General features: G+C 34.9%; 19 protein-coding genes and 1 pseudogene. 8 read left to right on the forward strand and 12 right to left on the reverse strand.

Annotated elements, in window-relative coordinates; all coding sequences use genetic code 11:
• The first annotated feature begins 73 nt into the window (after window positions 1-73).
• Together AC3IS6_RS16170 and AC3IS6_RS16175 are read left to right on the forward strand one after the other, a co-directional pair.
• A complete protein-coding gene (locus AC3IS6_RS16170; protein ID WP_489160858.1) occupies window positions 74-1,408 on the forward strand; it encodes a DEAD/DEAH box helicase in 1,335 nt (444 codons plus the stop codon).
• Window positions 1,409-1,491: 83 nt separating this feature from the next.
• Complete coding sequence (locus AC3IS6_RS16175) at window positions 1,492-2,751, forward strand: NAD(P)/FAD-dependent oxidoreductase (protein ID WP_489160859.1); 1,260 nt, start codon at window positions 1,492-1,494, stop codon at window positions 2,749-2,751.
• 144 nt (window positions 2,752-2,895) lie between these two features.
• Here AC3IS6_RS16175 and AC3IS6_RS16180 read toward each other — a convergent pair whose 3' ends face one another.
• Window positions 2,896-4,125 (reverse strand): multidrug effflux MFS transporter, encoded by a 1,230-nt coding sequence (locus AC3IS6_RS16180; RefSeq protein WP_489160861.1) that lies wholly within the window; start codon window positions 4,123-4,125, stop codon window positions 2,896-2,898.
• A 151-nt stretch (window positions 4,126-4,276) separates the two neighbouring features.
• On the opposite strand from AC3IS6_RS16180, the gene AC3IS6_RS16185 reads away from it, so the two are divergent.
• Both AC3IS6_RS16185 and AC3IS6_RS16190 read left to right on the forward strand, forming a co-directional pair.
• On the forward strand, window positions 4,277-4,696 hold the full coding sequence (locus AC3IS6_RS16185) for a hypothetical protein (RefSeq protein WP_489160862.1): 420 nt from the start codon (window positions 4,277-4,279) through the stop codon (window positions 4,694-4,696).
• A gap of 93 nt (window positions 4,697-4,789) precedes the next feature.
• Window positions 4,790-5,167 (forward strand): hypothetical protein, encoded by a 378-nt coding sequence (locus tag AC3IS6_RS16190; protein ID WP_489160864.1) that lies wholly within the window; start codon window positions 4,790-4,792, stop codon window positions 5,165-5,167.
• Window positions 5,168-5,206: 39 nt separating this feature from the next.
• Here the strand turns inward: AC3IS6_RS16190 and AC3IS6_RS16195 are convergent, their stop codons facing one another.
• On the reverse strand, window positions 5,207-5,602 hold the full coding sequence (locus AC3IS6_RS16195; protein ID WP_489160866.1) for a helix-turn-helix domain-containing protein: 396 nt from the start codon (window positions 5,600-5,602) through the stop codon (window positions 5,207-5,209).
• 843 nt (window positions 5,603-6,445) lie between these two features.
• Here AC3IS6_RS16195 and AC3IS6_RS16200 point away from each other — a divergent pair.
• Together AC3IS6_RS16200 and AC3IS6_RS16205 are read left to right on the forward strand one after the other, a co-directional pair.
• Window positions 6,446-8,362: a DUF294 nucleotidyltransferase-like domain-containing protein gene (locus AC3IS6_RS16200; RefSeq protein WP_173967720.1), complete on the forward strand. Its 1,917-nt coding sequence runs from the start codon at window positions 6,446-6,448 to the stop codon at window positions 8,360-8,362.
• A 3-nt stretch (window positions 8,363-8,365) separates the two neighbouring features.
• Complete coding sequence (locus tag AC3IS6_RS16205; RefSeq protein ID WP_173967721.1) at window positions 8,366-8,962, forward strand: 3'-5' exonuclease; 597 nt, start codon at window positions 8,366-8,368, stop codon at window positions 8,960-8,962.
• A gap of 102 nt (window positions 8,963-9,064) precedes the next feature.
• On the opposite strand, the gene acs is transcribed toward AC3IS6_RS16205, so the two are convergent.
• The 7 genes from acs to AC3IS6_RS16240 form a co-directional block, all read right to left on the reverse strand.
• Window positions 9,065-10,972 (reverse strand): acetate--CoA ligase, encoded by a 1,908-nt coding sequence (gene acs, locus AC3IS6_RS16210; RefSeq protein ID WP_489160869.1) that lies wholly within the window; start codon window positions 10,970-10,972, stop codon window positions 9,065-9,067.
• A gap of 503 nt (window positions 10,973-11,475) precedes the next feature.
• A complete protein-coding gene (gene ilvC, locus AC3IS6_RS16215; protein WP_489160871.1) occupies window positions 11,476-12,945 on the reverse strand; it encodes a ketol-acid reductoisomerase in 1,470 nt (489 codons plus the stop codon).
• Between the two features lie 61 nt (window positions 12,946-13,006).
• On the reverse strand, window positions 13,007-13,528 hold the full coding sequence (gene ilvN, locus AC3IS6_RS16220) for an acetolactate synthase small subunit (RefSeq protein WP_173967725.1): 522 nt from the start codon (window positions 13,526-13,528) through the stop codon (window positions 13,007-13,009).
• 85 nt (window positions 13,529-13,613) lie between these two features.
• A complete protein-coding gene (ilvB, locus tag AC3IS6_RS16225; protein ID WP_489160873.1) occupies window positions 13,614-15,302 on the reverse strand; it encodes a biosynthetic-type acetolactate synthase large subunit in 1,689 nt (562 codons plus the stop codon).
• Between the two features lie 158 nt (window positions 15,303-15,460).
• Window positions 15,461-17,134: a dihydroxy-acid dehydratase gene (gene ilvD, locus AC3IS6_RS16230; protein WP_489160875.1), complete on the reverse strand. Its 1,674-nt coding sequence runs from the start codon at window positions 17,132-17,134 to the stop codon at window positions 15,461-15,463.
• A 266-nt stretch (window positions 17,135-17,400) separates the two neighbouring features.
• Window positions 17,401-18,519: a 3-isopropylmalate dehydrogenase gene (gene leuB, locus AC3IS6_RS16235; RefSeq protein WP_489160877.1), complete on the reverse strand. Its 1,119-nt coding sequence runs from the start codon at window positions 18,517-18,519 to the stop codon at window positions 17,401-17,403.
• A 77-nt stretch (window positions 18,520-18,596) separates the two neighbouring features.
• A complete protein-coding gene (locus AC3IS6_RS16240) occupies window positions 18,597-19,772 on the reverse strand; it encodes a 2-isopropylmalate synthase (RefSeq protein WP_489160879.1) in 1,176 nt (391 codons plus the stop codon).
• Between the two features lie 155 nt (window positions 19,773-19,927).
• On the opposite strand from AC3IS6_RS16240, the gene AC3IS6_RS16245 reads away from it, so the two are divergent.
• The gene (locus AC3IS6_RS16245) at window positions 19,928-21,472 is read left to right on the forward strand and encodes a hypothetical protein (protein ID WP_489160881.1); all 1,545 of its coding nucleotides are present in this window, start codon (window positions 19,928-19,930) and stop codon (window positions 21,470-21,472) included.
• Between the two features lie 158 nt (window positions 21,473-21,630).
• Here AC3IS6_RS16245 and AC3IS6_RS16250 read toward each other — a convergent pair whose 3' ends face one another.
• Window positions 21,631-23,286: a M1 family metallopeptidase gene (locus AC3IS6_RS16250; RefSeq protein ID WP_489160882.1), complete on the reverse strand. Its 1,656-nt coding sequence runs from the start codon at window positions 23,284-23,286 to the stop codon at window positions 21,631-21,633.
• A 179-nt stretch (window positions 23,287-23,465) separates the two neighbouring features.
• Here AC3IS6_RS16250 and AC3IS6_RS16255 point away from each other — a divergent pair, with 179 nt between their 5' ends.
• Complete coding sequence (locus AC3IS6_RS16255; RefSeq protein ID WP_489160883.1) at window positions 23,466-24,164, forward strand: carbohydrate-binding family 9-like protein; 699 nt, start codon at window positions 23,466-23,468, stop codon at window positions 24,162-24,164.
• Between the two features lie 72 nt (window positions 24,165-24,236).
• Here AC3IS6_RS16255 and hisIE read toward each other — a convergent pair.
• Both hisIE and hisF read right to left on the reverse strand, forming a co-directional pair.
• A pseudogene (gene hisIE, locus AC3IS6_RS16260) lies at window positions 24,237-24,842 on the reverse strand (bifunctional phosphoribosyl-AMP cyclohydrolase/phosphoribosyl-ATP diphosphatase HisIE); the annotation flags it as partial.
• 75 nt (window positions 24,843-24,917) lie between these two features.
• Entirely contained in the window at window positions 24,918-25,673 is a 756-nt protein-coding gene (gene hisF / locus AC3IS6_RS16265) for an imidazole glycerol phosphate synthase subunit HisF (protein WP_489160885.1), read from the reverse strand.
• Between the last annotated feature and the right edge of the window lie 4 nt (window positions 25,674-25,677).

A 25,677-nucleotide genomic window follows, 5' to 3' on the forward strand; every position in this document is an offset into this window, starting at 1 on the left:
GAAGCTCATTTTTAAGTTCTCAAAGCAACCTGAAACTTGAAACAAATAAAAACAAAATAAACAAAAATAAAAGATGTCTAAACAATTCTCATCATTAGGAATTTCAGCACCAATTTTAAAAGCATTAAGCGAATTGAACATTGTTGAACCAACAGAAATCCAGCAAAAAACAATTCCGTTACTTTTAGCAGAAGCTCACGATGTAGTTGGTTTAGCCAAAACCGGAACCGGTAAAACAGCAGCTTTTGGATTGCCTTTGTTACAATTAATTAATACAGAGTCTCCTATAGTTCAGGCTGTTATTTTGGTTCCAACAAGAGAACTTGGACAACAAATATTTAGAAATTTAGAGGATTTTGGAAAACACATTCCAAACATATCTATCGCTTCGACTTGTGGGGGAATTCCAATAAAGCCGCAAATTGAGCGATTGACTCAGCCAACCCATATTGTAGTAGCAACACCGGGACGTTTGATCGACTTAATTCAGCGTAAAGCGATTGATCTAAAACAAACCGACTATTTAGTATTGGATGAAGCCGATGAAATGGTTTCTATTCTTAAAGAAAGTTTAGACGAAATTGTTGCCGAACTTCCTAAAAAGCACCGTACTTTATTGTTTTCTGCTACTTTGCCGGGAACAATCAAGCAGTTGATTCAGAATTACTTAAATAAAAATGTAGTTCAGGTTAGTGCAAGCATGGAAACTGTTGGTAATCAAGGAATTGATCATGAGTATATTGTAGTAGATCCAATTGAAAAACTGGATGTTTTAATGCATTTTTTAAATTCAAGAGAAGGTGAACGCGGTATTATTTTTTGTAAAACCAAAGCTGCAGTCAATAAACTGGCCAAGAATCTGGCAATCAATCGTTTTTCTTCAGGAGCGCTTCATGGTAGTCTATCACAGGGAATTCGAGACAGAATTATGGAGCAGTTTCGTGAAGGACATATCAACATATTAGTCGCTACCGACTTGGCGGCAAGAGGAATTGATGTAAAAGAAATCTCTTATGTGGTAAACTATCATTTACCAGATACTTATGAAAATTATGTTCACCGTAGCGGAAGAACAGCAAGGGCTGGGGCAAAAGGACTTGCATTAACTGTTTTACAAGAGGAAGAAGTAGTCGAAATTCCTGAATTTGAAAAAGAACTGGGAATTAAATTCACTAAATTTCAAAAGCCTTCGGTAGCAAGTCTTGAAGAGAACAATACCCTTTTATGGGCCAAACAAATCTTCAAAACAAAACCGAATCATGATATTTCAACAGATTTGAAAACTAAAGTAAAAACGGTTTTTCATCATTTGACTAAGGATGAATTGATCGAAAAATTGCTAGCAAATTATGTTCTGCAGAACAAAGTTGAAGTGGCTGAAAAACCTGTTAAAAAATTCAAAAAGTAATATTCTGGGCAATTTACTTTCCTAATTTATGTTGTATATTTATAAGGTAATTTTAGTATAATCTTACTTAATAAACAGCATATATGAAGATAGTAATTATAGGAGGAGGTTTTGCAGGAATCAATCTTGCAAAAGAATTGGTTAACCATCCTCAAATACATGTAACACTTGTAGATAAGAATAATTATAACTTTTTCCCACCACTTATATATCAGGTTGCAACTGCATTTTTAGAACCCTCAAGCATCAGTTATCCTTTTAGAAAATTCTTTGCCGGAAAAAAAAATCTGCAATTTCGTTTAGGCGAATTGCTTTCTGTTGTTCCGGCTGAGAATAAAATTATCCTAAATAATGGAGAATTAACATACGATCATTTGGTTTTTGCAACCGGTGCGGAAACGAGCTATTTTGGAATGGAAAACGTTATGAAAAACGCTATTCCGATGAAAACTTTAAACGATGCCATCGAAATGCGTAACGCACTGCTTAAAAACCTTGAAAAAGCAGCAATTACCAAAGATATTCGCAAACGACGCAAATTGTTAACCATTGTGGTAGCAGGAGGCGGACCGACAGGAGTGGAGGTATCCGGAATGTTTGCCGAAATGCGAAAAAGCATTCTGTTAAAAGAATATCCGGAACTGGAAACCTCTGCGAGTAATGTTTATTTGGTCGATGGGGGAGACGCACTCCTCTCGCCTATGAGTAAAGCTTCTCAGGAAGACACTCTGGATGCACTTACTAAATTAGGAGTTGTAGTTAAACTTCATACTCGTGTTACAGACTATATTGATGATACCGTTCATTTCGCTAACGGCGAGACCATTAAAACGAAAAATCTGATCTGGGCTGCCGGAGTTTCTGCGAAAACTTTTGAAGGAATTCCAGTTGAAAGTTACGGCCGTGGAAAACGCATGGCTACAGATTCATACAACAAAGTAAATGGGTTAGATAATATATATGCTATTGGCGATACCGCAATTCTGTCGGGAGATAAAAATTTCCCCGACGGACATCCACAAGTGGCTCAGGTGGCTATTCAACAAGGATTGAATTTAGCCAAAAACTTTAAAGCAATGGTACAAAACAAACCTTTAAAGGCGTTTCTGTACAATGACAAAGGCTCTATGGCAATTATTGGAAAAAACAAAGCGGTTGTAGATTTACCTAGTCCAAAATGGCATTTTAAAGGTTTCTTTGCCTGGATTATCTGGCTGTTTATCCATTTGATATCCTTAATTACTTATAGAAACAGATTAAATACGTTTTGGAACTGGATGGTTGCTTATTTTGCAAGAGATCAGTCTTTGAGAATGATTATCAGACCGGATAAAAGATCTTAGAAAATAAATCTCAATCTTTTAAATTCCAAAAAGAAAAAAGATACAAACTATATTATAATAAGAAGCCAGAATCGTAATAGAATCTGGCTTTTTTATGCTCAATGAAATACTCACAATTCATTGGAATTTGGAATTTAATAATCTTTAGTGACCAATCACAACATCATCATCCTTAGAAACTTTTATTTTTTGCTTTATAAAACGCTTACCAATATTTAAAACAATAAAAGCTGTAATGGTAGTTGTTGTCATGATAGCCACCATTGGCGCAACAGAATTCTTTACAAAAATTCCAACAGCAAATGAAGCCAAAGCTCCTAAACCAAGCTGAATAGCACCCATTAGAGCCGAGGCACTTCCCGTATTTTTAGCAAAAGGAGCTAACGTAAGACCGGCAGTGTTTGGATTTGAAATTCCCAGACAAGCCAGGAATAAAAATAACATTCCAATAGTTTCATATAGTCCTAAAAGGTCATTTAAAGCCAAAATTAGAAAAACAATACTAATGACAGACTGTGAAATCAACGCACCAAAAATCATTTGTTCGCTGGAATACTTCTTCAGTAAGGCCGAATTTAACTGGCTTGAACCAATAAAGCTAACCGACATAAAAGCAAAAATCCAGCCGTAAGTTTTAGCATCAACGTTATAAATATCCATAAAAACTATAGGTGAGGCCGCAACGTATGAAAATAAACCCGAAAAAGCGATAGCCCCTGTAAAGGCGTAAGTGTAGAACTGAGGTTCTTTAAGTACTTTTAAAAAGTTGGTAATAATCGGCTTTGGTTTTAACGATATTGAAGTATCCGGTTTGTAGGTGTTAGGTAAACCAATTTGAGACGCTATGAGAATTGCAATTCCCATACACATCAAAATAAAAAACACAGTATGCCAGCCGTAATCTTCTGTAACATAACCTCCAATTGTTGGCGCCAGCATAGGAGAAAGCCCAACAACAAGCATTAATAAAGAGAATACTTTAGGAATATCTTTTACAGGAAACAAATCCCGAACCATGGCTACAGATGCTACCGTAGCAGCACAACTTCCAATGGCCTGAACAAATCGTAAAAAGATAAACGAATCAATGTTAGTTACATAAATACAACCTAAAGAAGCCAAAATATAGATCATCAAACCTATAAATAAAGGCTTTTTTCTTCCAAAACGATCTAATAATGGTCCGTAAAGTAATTGTCCGGCCGAAATTCCAATAAAATAACTCGATAAACTCATCGAAACTTTGGCGACTGAAGTATGTAAATCCTTTGCTATACCTGAGAAACCAGGCAGATACATATCAATTGAAAAAGGGCCAAGTGCTGTTAAAGAACCTAAGATAAGGATGAGCTTAATGTATTTTTTTGTTGTCATTTTCTTAAAAAATTGCTTTTCATTTTTTGCAAAGGTAAAGATTTCATATCTTGTAGTGTAATTTAAACCTTTTTTAATAAAAGTTTGGGTGTATTACGCATAAATAGATTGCCAAAAATCATTTTAATACTAATCTTAAAAATTTAAAATTATGAGAAATTACATTGTACTATTTACACTTATTTTTACAACAATTTCATTTGCACAAACAATTACTTCTAAAAAAGAAGATGCAACTCCAGCGCAATATGCCTTGCTGGAAAAAGTCAATCAGTATTATCCGGACATTACTTTAAGTAAAACGGTTACTAATTTTTATGCCGACGGTAATATCATTGACACGCATCAGGAATTTGATTTAACAAATTCAAAATTTTCAAGTTATAAAATTGGACTTGAACCGGACAATAAAAAATTGCTGTTTGAGTATGTCTCTGACGCAACCGGAAAAGTTTACGGAGACGTTACTATTTTTAAAGGAAATGCGCTGAGAACAACTTTTTCAGAAAAGAACAATGAAATAAATGTTGCTCTAAACGGAAAATCGGTTTATTTGAAAAAATTAAAATAATTTTTCAAATATGAGAAATATGAAGCATCACACATTTTGTGGTGCTTTTTTTCGTTTATATTTGATTGATAAATTTCACCTATTTTAAAACGCATGAAAAAAATTCTCTTATTACTGATTCTCGTAAGCTTTCAATCGTATGCACAGGCCAATAAATTTACCGGAACATGGAGCACTGAAAATTGTAAAACTTGCAGCAAGGAATATGTACTGAAATTAAACTTGGCGCAATCCAATAACAAAATATTCGGAACGGCCGAAATTACAAGCAGCAACGAAAAATTTGTTAGCGGTGTCATGGAGGTTGACGGTAATGTGTATGCACTTGGTGAAAAAGCTCAAATTAGCATCAAAGGTAAAGACGGTTCTGCAAGTGCGGTTTTATTTGTAAAGGAAGATCTTTTACAATTTGCAAAAAGAGGTGGTGATGATCTAGTTCCGAAAGAAACAGTTTTAATGAAGTTATACTAGTAGGAAAAGGCAATACTTAAAGCTACTTGTTGACTTATACTACTTTTCTCGAATCAGCTTCTCTAATCTGTCAATCATCTGGTTTTGTTGTTCAAGCATGCGCTCGTAAAGCTCCACCATTTTATCAAGAGGGTTAAAGGTAGGCTGGTTATTAAAAAAAGCTGGTTGTTGACAATTGTCAAAAGAGGCATTATTTGAGATAATATTTATGGCTTGTTCTTCATCAAAGTTTTCGATGGCCTCTGCAGGAACTTTTAAGATTTTAGCAACCTGTTCTAAGATATTTTTTTCTACAGACTCTTTTTGTTCCAAAAGAGAGATTTTCTTTTGATTCCAGTCATCACCCAATTCATACGCAAGTACTTCTTGCTTTATTCCTAGCATTTCACGAAAACGCTTAATATTTCTTCCTTGGTGTATTTTCTTGTCTGTCATATGGCTTCTGTCATAAATGTCAAATATAGGATTTTTAGTTCTAATAATTAAGGCATACTGGGAAATGTTGTTTCTAAATTATGCTTTTGCGGTATAAAGCATCTTGTATAAGGTTTGATTACTAAGTAAGTCTTGTCGTACTTATGTGTTGAATTTTGCAGTATTTGAAAAATAAATTTCAAAATAATATTTTACGAGAATCTCAGCAAACGGGATTTGCATGGTGTTTTTAAAGGACGTATCACTGGCTATAAATTAAGTTTTATAGAATTTGCAAGTTTAGCTGATAATGTATAAATCATTATGAATTGAATTTTGCGGAATTTGAAAAATAATTTTCAAAATAATATTTTATGAGAATCTCAGCAAACGGGGCTTAGCATGGTATTGAAATTTTAGTTTCTGAATGTTTACAAAATATACTAATAGGTATTACAGTCTGACAACAAAGCAATTCATTAAAACGAACGAAGGCTTTAAATACCAGTGATTTAGTGATTATTTACGATTTACAATTTGACCTATAATTTATATTATGTAAAATAGAAAATTCAGGTAACTCCTCATGAACTGATAGATTCTCCAGTAAAAGATTTTTTGAACAATTCCATGAAACGCTTAAAAATGAGTTGTTTGGAATCTTATGTGCTCTTTGCATTCTAAATCAACTATCAAAAACAAATCAAAATTGTGTTTTTGAATCGTAATAAAACATTTTAAAGCCTTTAAAACGACAATATTTAACATTTCTTTAAAATAATTATATTCTGACTAAAATGCTTTCATTGTACCATATTATTTTATTATTTTTACATTCGATACTTTAAAAAAATTATCAAACATATGAATACAATTGCTGAGCATATTGCAGATTTTTTAAAAGAATACCCGCCATTTGATAATTTAACTTTTCAGGAATTATCTGATATTGCAACGAACATTCGTGTTATCAATTTAGAAAAACATGCAGTATTGTTTCAAAACAATGACCTGCTTCATGACAGCTTTTACGTTGTAGCTTCAGGTATTGTAAATCTGACTACAATTGCTGATGCTGAGGAAACTATTATAAACAAATGTCATGAAGGTGATATTTTTGGTTTACGCCCGTTTTTTGCCAAGAATAATTATATGATGACAGCTAAAGCACGTGAGGAAAGTATTATTTATGCTATTCCAATTGCTGTTTTTAGACCATTTGTTGCGAATAATTCAGATGTTTTGAATTTTTTACTCGAGAATTTTGCTATAAATTCAAGACATGCAAAGGATAACGTGCATTCTAATGGAAAATTGATTTCTGATACTGCTTTTTATGTAGATCAGCAATCAGAAATGCAGTACATTCAATCCTTAGCTTATAACAATTCGCCTTTAACAACAGAATCTAATCATATTATAAAAGATGTTGCCATTTTGATGACTGAATCAATGGTAGATAATATTGTGATTTGCGAAAAAAATAATCCAATTGGTATTGTAACCAATGCCGATTTATCTTCAAAAATTGCTACAGGCCGCTATCCTATTACAGAAACGATTGACAAGATTATGTCTTCGCCGGTAGTTACCGTTATTGAAAATGTATCGTTGGCTGAAGCACAATTGTTGATGTTAAAGCATAATGTTACCCATTTATGTGTTACTAAAGACGGTACTAGTAAATCTGCGGTAAAAGGAATTATTTCTGAACACGATTTAATTGTAGCACAAGCCAGTAACCCTGGTGTTTTAATTAAAGAAGTGAAACGTTCGCAGTTACCGAAAGATCTAAAACAAATACGAGATCGTTTGTCTGATTTGATTCAGAATTCGATTCAGAAGAATATTCCAATTTCACATGTCAGTAATATTGCCAGTGAAATCAACCTGGCCATTATTAAGCGTGCGGTAGAGCTTTCTATTTTAGATTTGGGCTCCCCTCCTGCTCGTTTTGCGTGGTTAAGTATTGGTAGTCAGGGGCGAAAAGAACAGCTTTTGCTTACCGATCAGGACAGTATTCTGATTTTTGAAGATGTAGCTCCTGATAAATACAGAGAAGTTAAAGATTACTTTTTAAGACTAGCCAAAAGAACCACATCGATCCTCGAAAAAGTAGGTTATGAACTTTGTCCAAACGGACACATGGGAAGTAATATGCTTTGGTGTAAGTCATTGACAGACTGGACAAAACAGTATAACAGCTGGATGAATACTCCAGGTGAAAATAGTAACGATCTGAGCAGTATTTTCTTTGATTATGAGATTGTTTTTGGGGAACCAAAAATTGAGGAAGTTATTGAAAATGTGATCTTTAAAAATGCTGTGAACAATACGTTGTTTTTTGACTTTTTAGGAAATGATGCTTTAAAACGCAATTCTCCTTTAAGTTTTTTCAAAAAATTTATTGTTGAAGAAGAAGGACCACATAAAACAAAATTTGATATTAAAACCCGTGCATTAATGCCTTTGATTGATTCAGCTCGTTTACTGATTTTGAATGCTAATATAAAAGGGATTAAAAATACTTATTTGAGATTCAAACAATTGGCGATTACAGATTCTAAAAATGCCGAAATTTATTTAAGCTGTGCAGAGGCCTTTCTGACCTTGTCAAAATTTAGAACTGTTGAAGGTTTGAAGAATGATGATTCCGGACAATATATTAACTTAAGAGAATTATCTAAAACAGACAAAGAAAAGTTAAAAAATGCCTTAACCCCAATGAAAGACCTTGAGGAATTAATTAAGAGTAAATTTCAACTTACACAATTCTCATAAAGTATGCTAGACTGGATTAAAAATATCAACAAAGAGTATCCGGACTTTTGGAAGGAGTACTTGACAAAATTTGAAGTTAAACCAAATAGGTTTGTGGTGTTGTCTACAGAGACTTCCGGATTAAATCCCAATAAAGATGTTATTTTGTCTTTGGGGGCTTTTTCGGTTATTGATGATAGCATTGTGATTAAAGACAATTTTGAAGCTGTTTTATTGCAATATAAATTTTTGCAGGATAACGGACTATCCAATGAGTTTATCATTGAGAGCAAAATGATGAAGATGCCGGAACCTGATGCGATGGAGGCTTTGATTAATTTTATAGGAAATTCGATCCTGGTTGGCCATCATATTAATTTTGACATTGAAATGCTTAATGCAGCATTGGAACGTCTGGATTGTGGAAGATTAAAAAACGAAGCTTTGGATGTTGATATGATGTATCGTAAATTAATGGATATTAATGACAAGCAATTTTCGCTGGATGATTTAAGTGAGATTTACAAAATTCCAAAAAGCGATAGAAATTCTTCTGCAGAAGATGCGTATAAAATTGCACTATTGTTTCTGAAACTAAAATCCAGATTAGGAATTAAATAAACGGATGAGCTTAGATAGAATTTTGTTCTAAATTTTCCTTATTCAATAACAAAAAAGCCTCTTAAGAAATTTAAGAGGCTTTTTTGTTATTGATCAGAAGTACTAAATTTTACCTTTTGTAATTTCTTCTACAATTTCAGGGTTCAATAGTGTTGACGTATCTCCAAAATTAGAAAGATCGCCTTCAGCTATCTTACGCAAAATTCTGCGCATAATTTTTCCGGAACGTGTTTTAGGTAAACCGGAAACAAACTGAATTTTATCCAGTTTTGCAATTGGCCCAATGTGATCAGAAATATACTGATTGATCTCTTTACTAAGATTCGACCTGTCTCTAACTTCTCCTGTCTCTTTCAGAATTACAAAACCATATAATGCATTTCCTTTGATATCGTGAGGGAATCCAACAATAGCAGATTCAGCGACCGCTGGATGCTCGTTGATCGCGTCTTCAATAGGAGCTGTTCCTAAATTATGACCAGATACAATCACAACATCATCTACTCTACCAGTGATTCTGTAATATCCAACTTCGTCTCTTAAAGCACCATCTCCTGTAAAATATTTTCCAGGGAAAGCAGAGAAATAAGTGTCTTTGTAACGTTGGTGATCTCCCCAAATAGTTCTGGCGATTCCGGGCCATGGAAATTTAATACATAAACTACCAACAACCTGATTTCCTTCTATTTCATTGCGTTTTTCATCCATTAATACCGGCTGGATTCCAGGTAATGGCAAAGTTGCGTAGGTTGGTTTTGTTGGAGTTACAAATGCAATTGGCGAAATCATAATTCCACCAGTTTCCGTTTGCCACCAAGTATCCACTACTGGACATCTTTTGTCTCCAACGTGATCGTTGAACCAGTGCCAGGCTTCTTCGTTGATTGGTTCTCCAACGGATCCAATTACTTTAAGTGATTTTAGAGGATATTTTTGAATATAATCTAAACTTTCTTTGGCAAGTGAACGAATTGCTGTTGGTGCGGTATAAAATTGTGTGATTTTATGTTTTTCGATAATGTCCCAAAAACGACTGAAATCAGGATAAGACGGAACTCCTTCAAAAATTACAGTGGTTCCTCCGTTTAATAAAGGTCCGTATAAAATATAAGAGTGACCTGTAATCCATCCAATATCGGCAGTACACCAGAAAATATCATTTTCTTCGTGATTGAAAACATTTTTGAAGGTATAAGCAGTATAAACCATATATCCGGCTGTGGTATGTACCATTCCTTTTGGTTTACCTGTTGAACCTGAAGTGTATAATATAAATAACGGATCCTCAGCGTCCATTATTTCGGCTACACTATTGTCTAAAGCACTATCTAATAAAGGCTGTAACCATTCGTCACGACCTTCTTTCATTTTAATTTGAGTATTGGTTCTTTTTACGACCAAAACTTTAGTAACTGATGGACAGGTATCTAATGCCTCATCAACGATTCCTTTAAGGTCAATGTTTTTATTACCTCTGTATCCTCCATCAGATGTAATAACCATTTTACATTCGCAATCATTTATTCTCGCAGATACAGCAGAAGCTGAAAATCCTGCAAAAACAACAGAGTGAATAGCTCCGATTCTGGCACAGGCCAATACCGCCACAGCTAGTTCCGGTATCATTGGCAAATAGATACAAACTCTGTCTCCTTTACGAACACCCTGCTCACGCAAAACGTTCGCCATTCTTGAAACTCTTTCGTATAACTCATTATACGTTATATGTAAGGCACTTTCAGATGGATCGTTCGGTTCAAAAATTATAGCCGTTTTCTCTCCTCTTTTGCTTAAATGCCTGTCAATGCAATTTTTGGTAATGTTAACTTTTGCTTCCGTAAACCATTTTACTTCAGCATCCCCCATATTAAAGTCAACTACTTTTTCCCATTGTTGGTACCAGGTAAAATTTTCCTCAGCTATTTTTCCCCAAAATTTCCTAGGCTCCCTTATAGACTTATTGTAATGTTTAAAATATTGTTCTAAATTTTCAATTTTATAATAACTCATACGTTTTTGGAATTTTTTTATAAATGTATTAAATATCAGTGTATTCTTAAAATTATTTAATTCATAAATAATAGTAAAAAAAAACACATATTAAAAAAAATATTGCTTTTTAATAGGTATAATTTAAAAAATAGCTTTTTGAAGAAAAAAAGCATATTTGCGAAAAAGGCACGATAAATGAATACCATGCCTTTTCAATTTTAACAATTTCAATAACAATTAATTTTGTACTTCTGGTGCGACAATGTTCTGTCATATTTTGAAAATAGTAGCAGCTTTATTAATTAAAATGAAACTTTCAACAAGTATATCTATTGCTAAATATACTCCCCTTCATTAGGGATTAGCTTCACTTAACTTACATACTTACTTACGGAAGTTAAGTGAATGCAATATGCATCTATATCCATTTTTCTTAATAAGTGCTTACTAATTCAAAATATTACATAGAACAGAGATACAGTGCAAATTCCACAATCAAATATGTGGTAATTCCCAATTTATTATCCAATTTTTTTCATTGCTGTCATCGATTCTCTCAACCATGCTCCTACTTCTTCGATAGGATGTTGACGAACTTCTTTGTTTACAGCAATCAATATAGCATTATCTACACCATTTGAGGTAGAGAATGGTTTTCCTATTACGTTTGTTTCTACAGTTTTCATGAACTCAGTCAATAACGGTTTGCAGGCATGGTCGAATAAATAACAACCATATTCAGCTGTGTCTGAAATAACGCGGTTCATTTCGAATAATTTTTTTCTTGCAATAGTGTTTGCAATTAAAGGTAATTCGTGTAAGGATTCATAATAAGCTGATTCTTCGATAATTCCTGCTTCTGTCATTGTTTCGAAAGCTAGCTCAACACCGGCTTTTACCATTGCAATCATTAGAACTCCATTATCAAAATATTCCTGTTCTGAAATTGGAGCTTCTTGCGGAGCTGTTTTTTCAAAGTTTGTTTCGCCTGTTGCAGCTCTCCATTTTAATAAGTTTGCATCATCATTAGCCCAGTCAATCATCATGGTTCTGGAGAATTCTCCTGAAATAATATCATCCTGATGTTTTTGGAATAATGGTCTCATGATGTCTTTTAATTCTTCAGCAATTTCGTAAGCTTCGATTTTTGCAGGATTTGAAAGGCGGTCCATCATATTGGTAATGCCACCATGCTTCAAGGCTTCAGTGATAGTTTCCCATCCGTATTGAATTAATTTTGAAGCATATGCTTTATCGATTCCTTTCTCCACCATTTTATCAAAACATAAAATAGAACCGGTTTGTAACAATCCGCAAAGGATAGTTTGCTCTCCCATTAGATCTGATTTTACTTCAGCAACGAATGAAGATTTTAAAACTCCGGCTTTATGACCTCCGGTGGCTACAGCGTAAGCTTTTGCCTGATCTAAACCAAAACCGTTTGGATCATTCTCCGGGTGAACAGCGATAAGTGTTGGTACCCCAAATCCTCTTTTGTATTCTTCACGAACCTCGGATCCCGGGCATTTTGGAGCACACATAATTACGGTGATGTCTTTACGAATCTGCATTCCTTCTTCTACAATGTTGAATCCGTGAGAATACGATAAAGTTGATCCATTTTTCATTAAAGGCATAATGGCAGTAACTACAGCGGTATGTTGTTTGTCCGGTGTTAAATTACAAACTAAGTCAGCAGTTGGAATTAATTCTTCATAAGTACCTACTTTAAATCCGTTTTCAGTAGCATTTTTATAAGATGCTCTTTTTTCAGCAATTGCATCTGCACGCAATGCATATGAAATGTCTAAACCGGAATCTCTCATGTTTAAACCCTGATTCAAACCTTGTGCACCACAGCCTACAATGACAACTTTTTTTCCTGCTAATGCCGAAATCCCGTCTGCAAATTCTGATTGTTCCATAAATTCGCAAACTCCTAATTGCTCTAATTGTAATCTAAGTGGTAATGTGTTGAAATAATTTGCCATTTTTTTTAAAAATATTTAATGAATGTTGTAATTTAATAATTGGTTAATAGATGGAATGATACTATTTGAATGTTTCTAACAGCGTTGAAATTTCCATTTTTTCTTTTGAGACCGATATTCTTCCCGAACGTACAAACTGCATGATGCCGTAAGGTTTGAATTTTGAATATAATTCTTCAATTTCAGAACGTCTTCCGGATTTTGAAATCACGAAGAAGTCACGAGATACCGTTACAATTGTAGACTGACTGTCCTTGATGATATTTTGAATTTGCTTTTCATCAAATAACAAACTTGAAGCAATTTTAAACAAAGCGTTTTCTAAATAAATGGTCTCTTCATCGGTGTGATAGAATGCCTTTATTACTTCAATTTGTTTTTCAATTTGTCCTACGATATTTTTGACCCATTTCTCTGTTGTTTCCACTACAATAATGAATCTGGAAACACTGTCAATTTCTGATTCAGAAACGTTTAGGCTTAATATATTAATGTGACGCTTTAAGAATATTCCGGATATCCTGTTTAATAGCCCCACATTATTTTCTGAGTATACCGATATGGTAAATGTTCTGTTTTCCATTGTTTTTTTAGTTTATTTTGTTTCAAGTTTCACGTTTCAAGTTGTTGAACCTGAAACATAAAACTTGAAACCTGAAACTTTTTCTTTAGCTTAATCTAATTTCAGAAACACATGCTCCCGTTGGAATCATTGGGAATACGTTGTTTTCTTTTTCTACCATAACTTCTAAGAAATAAGAATCTTTTGAAGCCAGCATTTCTGCGACGGCAGCATCTAAATCTTCTCTTTGTGTTACTTTTTTAGATTTGATATAATATCCTTCAGCAATAGCAACAAAATTTGGATTGATCATTTTTGTTGATGCATATCGGTTGTCAAAAAACAATTCTTGCCACTGACGTACCATTCCTAAAAATTCATTGTTTAAGATGACAATTTTAACGGGCACCTTAGTCTGAAAAATCGTTCCCAGTTCCTGAATGTTCATTTGAAAACCTCCATCACCAATAATAGCTACTACCTCTCGATCTGGTTTTCCCATTTTAGCGCCGATGGCTGCAGGCAAAGCAAATCCCATGGTTCCTAATCCTCCCGAAGTAATGTTGCTTTTGGTCGAATTAAATTTGGCATAACGACAGGCAAACATTTGATGCTGTCCCACATCTGAAACGATAATGGCATCCCCTTTCGAGTGTTTGTTAATCATTTCAATGGTTTCACCCATTGAAATTCCTTTATTATTGGTTGGATTTAATTCTTCTTTGATAACAGAATCATATTCAATTTTCTGCAGTTCTTTAAATTCGTTATGCCATAAATCGTGTGATTTCGACTCTATTAACGGCAATAAAGCAACTAAAGCTTCTTTTACATCTCCAAGAACGGCTACTTCTGTTTTTACGTTTTTGTCAATTTCAGCAGGGTCAATTTCAAAGTGAATTACTTTTGCCTGTTTGGCATAAGTATTCAGATTTCCGGTAACGCGGTCGTCAAAACGCATTCCGAGAGCGATTAAAACATCACATTCGTTTGTTAGTAAATTTGGTCCGTAGTTTCCATGCATTCCTAACATTCCCACATTTAATGGATGATCTGTTGGAAGGGCAGAAAGACCTAAAATAGTCCAGGCAGCTGGGATTCCAGATTTTTCAAGTAAAGCTTTAAATTCGGCTTCAGCCTGCCCGAGTATGATGCCCTGACCGAATACGATAAAAGGTTTTTTAGCGCTATTGATTAAAGCAGCAGCCTCTGCAACTTTGTCTAATTTTAGTTTTGGAACGGGTGTATAACTTCTGATTCCGGTACATTTTTCATAGCTAAAATCAAACTTGTCAAACTGCGCGTTTTTAGTGATATCAATTAATACAGGTCCCGGGCGTCCGGAACGTGCAATGTAGAATGCTTTTGCAATAATTTCAGGAATTTCAGCGGCTTCGGTAACCTGATAATTCCATTTTGTTATCGGAGTCGAAATCCCGATAATATCGGTTTCCTGAAAAGCATCAGATCCCAGCAAATGTTTTCCAACCTGACCTGTAATACAAACCATTGGTGTCGAATCGATTTGAGCATCGGCAATTCCGGTCACCAGATTTGTTGCTCCCGGTCCTGAGGTTGCAATAGCTACCCCTACTTTTCCTGTCGCTCTGGCGTATCCCTGAGCGGCATGTGTAGCACCTTGTTCATGGCGTACCAAGACATGGTGCAGTTGATCCTGAAATTTATATAATTCATCGTAAACCGGCATGATTGCTCCTCCCGGATAACCGTAAAGCAGGTCTACCCCTTCTTCTAACAAACATCTTATAACGGCTTCAGCCCCTGATATTTTCATAGTATATTGTTTTTTCAATGTCAAAAATCAATTTCAAAAAACGATGGCAATGTTAAAATCAATTTCAAACTGATTTTTTATATTTCTACTTTTTATTGCAATTGAACTTTGTTATTTTATTGATATTGTCATTGTTTTTTGAAATTGTTATTGTAAAATTATTTATCGGTAACGCAACCTGTTGAAGCGCTTGAGACCGATCTGGCGTATTTAAGCAAAACTCCTTTGTTTACTTTTAAAGGAGGCTGAATCCAATTCTCTTTACGAGCTGCAAATTCTTCGTCAGATATTTTCAGGTTGATAGTATTTTTTACAGCATCAATAGCAATTAAATCACCATCTTTTACCAGTGCAATACCACCACCATCATAGGCCTCTGGTGTAATGTGTCCTACCACAAAGCCATGTGAACCTCCAGAGAACCTGCCGTCTGTAATAAGAGCACAGCTGCTTCCTAATCCGGCTCCAATAATGGCCGATGTTGGTTTTAGCATCTCAGGCATCCCCGGACCACCTTTTGGTCCACAATACCTAATGACGACTACATTGCCGGGTTTAATTTTTCCGGCTTCAAGACCAGGAATTACTTCAAATTCACCTTCAAAAACAACGGCAGGGCCTTCAAAATACTCTCCTTCTTTTCCGCTAATTTTTGCAACCGCACCTTCAGAAGCAAGATTTCCATACAATACTTGAATGTTTCCCGTTGGTTTTAAAGCTTTTTGTATTTCATGAATTACTTGCTGCCCATCTTGTAAATCCGGAGTTGAAGCTAAGTTTTCGGCAACTGTTTTTCCGGTTACGGTTAAACAATCTCCATGAATAAGTCCAACTTTTAGTAAATATTTCATAACCGAAGGAATACCTCCTGCTTCATGAATATCTTCCATCATATATTTACCGCTTGGTTTCATATCTGCAAGTACCGGAGTTCTGTCATTAATTGCCTGAAAGTCATCAAGTGTAATTTCAACATCTACTGCATGTGCCATAGCAATTAAATGCATTACGGCATTTGTTGAACCACCTAGAACTGCCACAATTGTAATGGCATTTTCAAAAGCCTTACGAGTCATAATGTCTCTTGGCTTAATATCTTTTTCCAGTAAAACTTTAATTGCGGCTCCTGCTGCAAGACATTCATCTCTTTTTTCCTGACTCAAAGCGGGATTTGAAGAGCTGTAAGGTAAACTCATTCCTAAGGCTTCAATTGCCGAAGACATCGTATTGGCTGTATACATTCCTCCACACGCACCAGCGCCTGGGCAGGCATTTTGAATAACTCCTTTAAAATCTTCGGGAGTAATTTCATTTTTTACTTTTTTTCCTAAAGCTTCAAAAGCTGAAACAATATTCAGAGATTCACCTTTCCATTTTCCGGAGTGAATAGATCCTCCGTAAACCATAAGAGACGGACGATTTAATCTTCCCATTGCGATTAATGCGCCAGGCATATTTTTGTCACAACCCGGAATTGCGATGATACTATCATACCACTGTGCTCCAGCGACTGTTTCGATAGAATCGGCAATTACATCACGGGAAACTAACGAATAACGCATTCCTTCAGTTCCATTTGAAATTCCGTCACTTACACCAATGGTATTAAAAATAAGTCCGACCAGATTTACATCCCAAACACCTTTTTTAACATCTTTTGCTAAATCATTCAAGTGCATGTTGCAGGTGTTACCATCGTAACCCATGCTCACAATACCTACCTGTGCTTTTTTCAAATCTTCTTCAGTTAAACCAATACCGTACAACATGGCTTGCGCTGCAGGTTGTGTTTGATCTTGAGTGATGGTTTTGCTGTACTTATTTAATTCCATTATTGTGTTATTTGTTTTAATTTTTGTTCAAAAAAAAACCTTCCAGTATTTGGAAGGTTTGTAATATAGTTTTTCAATTATATTTATACCATTCCCCGTGCAGATGTGATAATCACATTTACAGTAATGACAGAAATAATAATAATTGAGTTTTGCACTTTCTTTTTTTAGTTTGACAAAAGTATGAAAACTTAAAGGACTAAAAAAACAAAATCTCAACATTTTACATACTTCTTGTTATTTATTCTAATTTTTAACAGAAAACCTTAAACAATTGTTGATTGTCCGATATGAACGTTGTCATTATTAAAATATAGTAAATCGTCTTTACTGAAGATAAAATTAGAAACAAACTCCCCTACTTCGTTTGTACCGAATTTTGAATCTGGTTTTAAATCAACAGTAACCACTTTAAATTCGATCGCTTTCTCGACAGCTTTATAAATCATATTGGCTTCTTTAAACAAGCCAAAATGTTCCAGTAACATTGCTGCAGATAAAATTGACGCAATCGGATTAGCAATATTTTTTCCTTTTGCCAGAGGATAGGAACCGTGAATAGGCTCAAAAAGGGCATTTTTTTCTCCCAAAGATGCAGACGCCAATAAACCGATAGATCCTGTTATAACGCTCGCTTCATCAGAAAGAATATCTCCAAAAAGATTTTCTGTCAAAATCACGTCAAATTGTTTTGGATTTAAAATCAGCTGCATGGCTGCATTGTCCACAAACAAAAAGTCTAAAGCTACATCCGGATAACTTTGACCGACTTTCTGAACCACTTTTCTCCATAATCTGGAAGTTTCCAAAACGTTGGCTTTGTCTACCATAGTTAGCTTCTTGCGTCGGTTTTGTGCCGATTTAAAGGCTAAATGTGCAATTCGGGTGATTTCTTCTTCTGAATATTCACATAAATCCGAAGCATGCGTTCCTTCTTCATTTAGTGTTTTTGCTCCAAAATAAGCTCCGCCAGTTAATTCTCTGAAAATAGTAAAATCAGCACCTTCGATAATTTCTCTTTTTAATGGAGAAGCATCGATGAGTGATTTATAAGGCTTTATAGGTCGAATGTTAGCAAACAATCCCAGTTCTTTACGCAGTTTTAACAATCCCTGCTCCGGACGAACCTTTGCCGATGGATTATTATCATATTTAGGATCTCCAATGGCTCCAAACAATACAGCATCTGTGTTTAAACAAAGATTTAAAGTCTGCTCCGGTAGCGGATTTCCTGTTTTGTCGATGGCAATTGCTCCCATGAGCGCCTCTTCAAAAACAAATTCATGATTGTATACCTCACCAATAGCATATAAAGCTTTCTTGGCTTGTAAAATTACCTCTGGTCCAATTCCGTCTCCTGGTAAAACTGCTATTTTCAAATTCATAACGTCTCGTTCTTTATGTATTTAAATCCTTATTTTTTGTTATATTCTCTTTATTCAATGATCTTTACTCTTTTCAACTAGTTTCGGATCAATTCTCCTTGAATTTTAGAAGCTTCGATGATTTGATGGATATCGGCATCTATTACTTCTTTTTTAATATCAGCGAATTTCAAAAATTCAATGTATACCAAATCCAATTGTACTTTTGTAAGTTCATAACCTACTTTTTTAGCTCGGTATGCCAAAGCTGCTCTTCCGCTTCTGGCCGTCAGGATAATCGAAGATTCATTTACCCCCACATCCAGCGGATCCATGATTTCGTATGTTGCTCTGTTTTTGATTACACCATCCTGATGAATTCCGGAACTGTGTGCAAAAGCATTTGCTCCAACAATGGCTTTATTTGGCTGTACGATCATTCCCATACTTTCAGAAACCAAACGGCTCATTTCGTTTAGTTCTCTTGTGTTGATGTTGGTGTCTAGATTTAAGTAAGGATGTTGTTTGAAAATCATCACTACTTCTTCAAGAGCTGTGTTTCCTGCTCTTTCCCCAATACCATTAATGGTACATTCTATTTGTCTTGCTCCGTTTATAGCTCCTGCGATTGAATTTGCAGTAGCCATTCCTAAATCGTTATGACAGTGGCAGGAAAGGATCACATTTTCGATACCTTTTACGTTTTCTTTTAGGTATTTGATTTTTGCTCCGTATTCTTCCGGAAGGCAGTACCCTGTTGTATCCGGTATGTTTAATACAGTTGCTCCAGACTTAATGACTTCTTCGCAAACTTTTGCAAGGAAAGCATTATCGGTTCTTCCGGCATCTTCTGCGTAGAATTCAACATCCTCTACATAAGACTTTGCATGTGATACAGCAAATTTTGCTCTTGCTATAATATCTTCTCTTGTGGTATTTAGTTTATGGAGTATATGAGATTCAGATGTTCCGATTCCGGTGTGGATTCTAGGTTTCTTAGCGTACTTGAGGGCAGCTGCAGCAACATCAATGTCGTTTTTTACGGCTCTTGTTAGTCCGCAGACGGTTGCGTTTTCTACAATTTTACAAATCTCAGAGACCGATAAAAAATCGCCGGGACTTGACACAGGAAAACCTGCTTCGATAATGTCAACACCCATTTTATCAAGTCGTTCTGCGATAACTAATTTTTGTTTCGTATCTAACTTACATCCTGGAACCTGTTCACCATCGCGCAAAGTGGTGTCAAAAATTTGAACTTTCTCTCTATTCATATTCATTTATTTAATGTAATTTCACATCTCGATAACAAATATATATTGTACTTTGCCGGCACGAAATTCATTTTAATGAAATTATACTGTTCATAAAACAATTCAAAACAAGCTAATTAGCTAAAAACCAATAAGTTATATTATTATATTTTACAATGGCTAACCATCAAAAAGATTTCTTATTTGTATTAATAAAATCACTTTCTAAATCCGAAAAAAGACAGTTTAAGATTTTTGCAAGCCGTTTAGAGACGAGTTCGAATACTAAATTCATCGAATTATTTAACATCTTAGATAAATCTGAAACCTATGATGAAAAGCTTATTTTAAAGAGCGGAATCATTAAGAAAGTTCAATTATCTAACTTGAAATCATACTTGTACAAGCAAATTTTAGTAAGTATACGTTTGAATATCCCTAGTCAGAATATTCGGTACCAGCTGCGGGAACAAATAGATTTTGCCGTTATTTTATACAATAAAGGTTTGTATAGACAGAGTTTAAAAATTCTGGATAAAACAAAACTTCTGGCTCTTGAAAATGACGAGAAATATATGGCTTATGAGATTGTAGAGTTCGAAAAACTAATCGAATCACAATACATTACCCGAAGTATTCAGGGGCGCGCCGACGAATTGGTAATTCAGGCCAAAGAACTGAATTATCGCAATACCATTTCAAGTAAATTATCGAATTTATCGCTGCAGTTATACGGAATCATGTTAAAAACCGGTTATGTAAAAAGTGATGAAGAGTATAAATATATTGACGATTATTTCAACAAACATATTTCAAAATTAGACGAAAGCAAGTTTGGTTTTAGGGAAAAATACTGGTTTTACAATGCCAATCTTTGGCGAAGTTTTTTGGTTCAGGACTTCTTAGCGAGTTACAAATATGCTTATAAATGGGTAAGATTGTTTTATGACAATCCTAATATGATTTATTTGAATCCGGTTTTTTTCCTAAAAGGGAATCATTATTTTCTGGAATCCTTATATATGCTGAAGTACCAGTCGAATTTTAAGAAGTATTTGACGCTTTTAGAAGAGACGATCGCTGATCCTAAGTTTCCGGTAAATGATAACATTGCGTCGTTGTCTTTTTTATACGTTTATAACAACAAGTTAAACCTGCACATACTTGAAGGTACTTTTGCCGAAAGCGAGTATTTGATTCCGGAGATTTTGGAAAGGATAAAGCTTCACAGTGAGCATCTTGACGAGCATCACGAAATGTTGTTTTACTATAAAATTGCCTCCATCTATTTTGGAAACGAAAAGTACAATGAGTCGATTAATTATTTAGACAAGATCATTAACAATAAGAATTTATCGATGCGTGAGGATTTAATGTGTTTTGCAAGGCTTTTGTCATTGATTGCACATTATGAATTAGGTAAAGATTATTATTTGGAAAATCATTTAAAGAACACCTATAAGTTCTTATTAAAAATGAATGATTTGCACGAAGTTCAGAAAGAGATTATCAAGTTCCTCAAGAATCTGAACAACTTCTATCCTGCCGATATTAAAAAGGAGTTTATCAAGATGCGTACGCGTTTTATCGAACTCGAGAAAAACACCTATGAAAAACGAGCTTTCCTGTATTTGGATATCATTTCTTGGCTGGAAAGTAAAATCGACAATAAAAAAATTGCTGATATTATTAAAGAAAAAGCGAAACTGAATAGTCGATAGTAATTTGATAATTAGATGATTGATTGATTGATAATCTTTTTAAATTAACAAGCCCGATAGGTTTCAAAAACCTGTCGTTTTTTTTTTATTAGATACAAAAAATCCCAAACTCCTTTAGATTGGAATTTGGGATTTTTATATTGAAACTTATCTATTTTTTATTCGATTATATTCGAAGTTTTTACATAGAAATCTTTATCTACTTCTACCTTTCTATCTTCATTTGTGGTCTTTTCAGACTGCCATTCGGTTGTTGGTTTTAGCCATGTTTCAACTCCGTTTAATTTTACGCGAACCGGCATATCAAACTTTGCAACACAATTTGTCCAATGATATCCAAAAGTTCCGTTTTTAAACATGTATTCAAAAACCGGAATTTGAGTTGTTGTTAAATATTGAGTAAAAACTCTATTGAAATTGATTCCTGATTGCTCATTAAGATAATCTTGAATTTGTTTTCCTGTAACTGTTTGATGATAAAAAGTTTTATTTAACCCTCTCAAAATCGATTTCCACTTCGCATCATCGTTTATAATCTGACGAATCATGTGCAGCATATTTGCTCCTTTTGGATACATATCGCCTGAGCCTTCATTGTTTACATCATAATGACCAATTATTGGTTTGTCATTGCTAATGCCTTTTCTGCATCCGATTATATATTCTGCTGCAGCATCTTTTCCATAGTAATACTCCAGAAACAGACTTTCTGAATAGTTAGTAAAGCTCTCGTGAACCCACATATCGGCAATATCCTTGTAGGTAATGTTGTTTGCAAACCATTCATGACCAGATTCATGAATAATGATAAAATCAAATTTTAATCCCCAGCCTGTTCCGCTTAAATCACGACCCAAATAACCATTTTTATAGCCATTTCCATAAGTTACGCTGCTTTGATGCTCCATTCCTAAATAAGGCACTTCGACCAGCTTGTAACTGTCTTCGTAAAAAGGATAAGGTCCAAACCAGTTTTCAAATGCTTTAAGCATTCTTGGTACATCTTTGAATTGTTCTTTTGCCAAAGCCAGGTTGTCTCTTAAGACATAGTAATTGCAGTCTAAATCTCCTTTTTCACCTTTGTATACCTCTGAGAAATTAACGTAATCTCCAATATTAATGTTTACCCCGTAGTTATTGATTGGGTTTGAAACGTACCAATTGAAGGTTTTTGTACCGTCTTTCTCTTTTTTAACGCTTTTTAATCTTCCGTTCGAAACATCTGTAAGATCTCCCGGAACATTCACGCTGATTAACATGTTTTCGACTTCATCATACATGTGATCTTTGTTTGGCCACCAGACGCTGGCACCCAATCCCTGACAGGATGAAGCAATAAAATCTTTACCATTTTTATCTTTTTTCCAGCTGATTCCTCCATCCCATGGAGCCTTAACAGCTTCTCTCGGTTTTCCTCCAAAAGAAACCACTATTTCTTTTGTATCCCCTACTTTTTGGTTTTCAAGCAAAGTGATAAAAAAAGCATTTCCGTCTCTTTTAAACTTTAACTCCTTTCCGTTCTGCGTTACTTTAGATATCTGCATCGGTTCCTGCAAATCAATCTGCATGGTATTGTAGTCGGTTAAAACGGTATAGCGAATTGTATTTGAACCCGAAATTGTTCTTTCCTTTGGATTAACTTTTATATCCAGATGATAGTATTTTAAATCCCACCAGGCTCTTTCTTTTGTAATGCTTCCGCGTAAAGTATCCTGATGTGTAAAAACAGTTTCAGACTTATTCAAAAGTCCCTGCGCATTGGCTGTAAAACCAAATAAAAAGGCGATAAAAACGCCACCGAAGTATTTTTTCATACGTAGTAGATATTTTCTTTTTGTCGAAATAAAAAGGCTTTTTAAGCCGCTTATATTTGAACAAATGTAAACATTCGAATCAAGTTTTAACGGGTTTTATATTGGCGATTGAGAAAATTTAATGTTAAAATTTGTTTATTCTTCTGTATTTTAGCGAATCAAATTTAGATCTGCTATTTATGAGAATCATTAAAATCACTGTGTTACTATGTTTGATGTGCTCGATCACAACTTATTCGCAAAATATTCCTGTTCATAAAACAACTGAAAAAGTAGCTATCGATGGCAATTTATCCGAGTGGAAAACTCCCTTTTTTGGACCGTTTGTAGTTCATGATTCAGGGAAAAAAGCAGCGCAGGATACCTATGTTTCTTTTTCATGGAATAACGAAAACCTTTATATAGCCTATCGTTCTACAGATTCTAAAATAGTTGGTAAAGCACAACAAAAAGATAGCGAGATTTTTAGCACAGACGATTTAGTCGAAATCTTTATCGATCCTGATGGCGATGGTCAGAATTACCTGGAAATTGGGGTTAATGCCTATTCTTCATATTACGATTTACTACTAAAATGTATCTCCCCGCTTTGTGGTGGCTGGAATACTAGCATGGCTTTTGATGTTTTAGAAATAGAAGGACAAAGCCAAATAACTGCCGAAGGTTTCAATACCGAAATCAAAATCCCATTCTCCAGTTTGAACAGCATCAAAAATGGTAATTTCTCAACTCCAAAAGCAGGTACAAAATGGAAAGGAAACACTTTTAGAATTGATTATGGTAATACAACGGAATATCTTGCTTTACAGCCTTATAAAAGTTTAAGGTTTGGGTTTCATCAACCGGAAGAGTTTGCGATTTTTGAGTTTGTGGAGTAACTGCGTGGTAGTTTGTTTCAAGTTTCACGTTCCTTACGATAACCTGAAACTTGAAACCTGAAACTAAACTTTTTACTTCTGACGTTTCTTCAAAACATCAACAACATCATTCAACTGAAAACCTTTTGCTTGCAATAAAATCAAATAGTGAAATAATAGATCAGCGCTTTCGCTTAAGAATAAATCATCATTATCATCTTTAGCTTCAATAACCACTTCTACGGCTTCTTCACCCACTTTTTGAGCTATTTTATTAATGCCTTTTTCAAATAAAGAAGCTACATAACTTTTTTCGGAATCAGCATTTTCACGTCGTGTTTTAATGGTGTTTTCTAATTGAGAAATAAACCCATAATTAGGATTGTTTGGTTCTTGCCAACAAGTATCTGCTCCTGTGTGGCAAGTTGGCCCTACAGGTTTTGCCTGAATAAGAAGGGTATCGCCATCGCAGTCGTTTTTAATGCTCACAAGCTCCAGAAAGTTACCACTCTCCTCGCCTTTTGTCCACAATCTTTGCTTGGATCGGCTGAAAAAAGTTACTTTTTGTGTTTCTATTGTTTTTTGAAGTGATTCTTCGTTCATGTACCCCAGCATCAGAACATTTTTGGTCTCTGAATCCTGAATGATTGCCGGAATTAATCCGTGTGCACTTTTTATATCTACATTCATAGTTATTTTAGATTTTAGATTGCAGAGTTCAGATTGTAAAACTCCTTACTCTTACATTTCACTGTTTACTTTTTACTTTTATTTCTAAATTCTGACTTCAACGCCATTACTCCTAAGTTCTTCCTTCAAAACCTTAATCTCAATTTCTTTAAAGTGAAAAACACTCGCTGCCAGTGCCGCATCGGCTTTACCTACTTTAAATGAGTCGACAAAGTGTTGAATATTTCCTGCACCACCCGAAGCAATTATCGGAATATTGATAAGTTCTGAAAGTTTGGCAAGAGCTTCATTTGCAAAACCATTTTTTGTGCCGTCATTGTCCATCGAAGTGAATAATATTTCACCTGCACCGCGTTCTGCCACTTCAATTGCCCAATCGAATAAGTTTAGTTCGGTTGGCACTTTTCCGCCTACCAGATGCACGATCCATTGTCCGTTAATTTGTTTGGCATCGATAGCGACTACTACGCACTGACTCCCAAATTTCTGAGCCAAATCATTGATAAGCTGTGGATTTTTAACTGCCGAAGAATTAATCGAAACTTTATCAGCACCATTATTCAGCAGTATTTCAACATCTTCGACACTCGAAATTCCGCCACCCACAGTAAATGGAATGTTGATTTTCTCAGCAACACTTCGTACCATATTAACCAACGTTTTGCGACGTTCTTCGGTAGCCGAAATATCCAGAAAAACCAATTCATCCGCGCCTTCCGCCGAATAAATTTCTGCCAGTTCAACGGGATCACCTGCATCGCGAAGATCAATGAAGTTGACTCCTTTTACCGTTCTTCCGTTTTTTATATCCAAACAGGGTATGATTCTTTTTGCTAACATTTTT

It is taken from the genome of Flavobacterium sp. KH_035 (assembly GCF_057839565.1).

Excerpts from the sequence above, each read along its gene's own strand:
- ilvD (WP_489160875.1), bottom strand. The coding sequence starts at position 17,134 with ATGGAATTAAATAAGTACAGCAAAACCATCACTCAAGATCAAACACAA.
- leuB (WP_489160877.1), bottom strand. The coding sequence starts at position 18,519 with ATGAATTTGAAAATAGCAGTTTTACCAGGAGACGGAATTGGACCAGAG.
- AC3IS6_RS16245 (WP_489160881.1), top strand. The coding sequence starts at position 19,928 with ATGGCTAACCATCAAAAAGATTTCTTATTTGTATTAATAAAATCACTT.
- acs (WP_489160869.1), bottom strand. The coding sequence starts at position 10,972 with ATGAGTTATTATAAAATTGAAAATTTAGAACAATATTTTAAACATTAC.
- AC3IS6_RS16180 (WP_489160861.1), bottom strand. The coding sequence starts at position 4,125 with ATGACAACAAAAAAATACATTAAGCTCATCCTTATCTTAGGTTCTTTA.
- ilvC (WP_489160871.1), bottom strand. The coding sequence starts at position 12,945 with ATGGCAAATTATTTCAACACATTACCACTTAGATTACAATTAGAGCAA.
- AC3IS6_RS16205 (WP_173967721.1), top strand. The coding sequence starts at position 8,366 with ATGCTAGACTGGATTAAAAATATCAACAAAGAGTATCCGGACTTTTGG.
- AC3IS6_RS16250 (WP_489160882.1), bottom strand. The coding sequence starts at position 23,286 with ATGAAAAAATACTTCGGTGGCGTTTTTATCGCCTTTTTATTTGGTTTT.
- AC3IS6_RS16200 (WP_173967720.1), top strand. The coding sequence starts at position 6,446 with ATGAATACAATTGCTGAGCATATTGCAGATTTTTTAAAAGAATACCCG.
- ilvB (WP_489160873.1), bottom strand. The coding sequence starts at position 15,302 with ATGAAAATATCAGGGGCTGAAGCCGTTATAAGATGTTTGTTAGAAGAA.
- ilvN (WP_173967725.1), bottom strand. The coding sequence starts at position 13,528 with ATGGAAAACAGAACATTTACCATATCGGTATACTCAGAAAATAATGTG.
- AC3IS6_RS16240 (WP_489160879.1), bottom strand. The coding sequence starts at position 19,772 with ATGAATAGAGAGAAAGTTCAAATTTTTGACACCACTTTGCGCGATGGT.
- AC3IS6_RS16175 (WP_489160859.1), top strand. The coding sequence starts at position 1,492 with ATGAAGATAGTAATTATAGGAGGAGGTTTTGCAGGAATCAATCTTGCA.
- AC3IS6_RS16185 (WP_489160862.1), top strand. The coding sequence starts at position 4,277 with ATGAGAAATTACATTGTACTATTTACACTTATTTTTACAACAATTTCA.
- AC3IS6_RS16170 (WP_489160858.1), top strand. The coding sequence starts at position 74 with ATGTCTAAACAATTCTCATCATTAGGAATTTCAGCACCAATTTTAAAA.
- hisF (WP_489160885.1), bottom strand. The coding sequence starts at position 25,673 with ATGTTAGCAAAAAGAATCATACCCTGTTTGGATATAAAAAACGGAAGA.
- AC3IS6_RS16255 (WP_489160883.1), top strand. The coding sequence starts at position 23,466 with ATGAGAATCATTAAAATCACTGTGTTACTATGTTTGATGTGCTCGATC.
- AC3IS6_RS16195 (WP_489160866.1), bottom strand. The coding sequence starts at position 5,602 with ATGACAGACAAGAAAATACACCAAGGAAGAAATATTAAGCGTTTTCGT.
- AC3IS6_RS16190 (WP_489160864.1), top strand. The coding sequence starts at position 4,790 with ATGAAAAAAATTCTCTTATTACTGATTCTCGTAAGCTTTCAATCGTAT.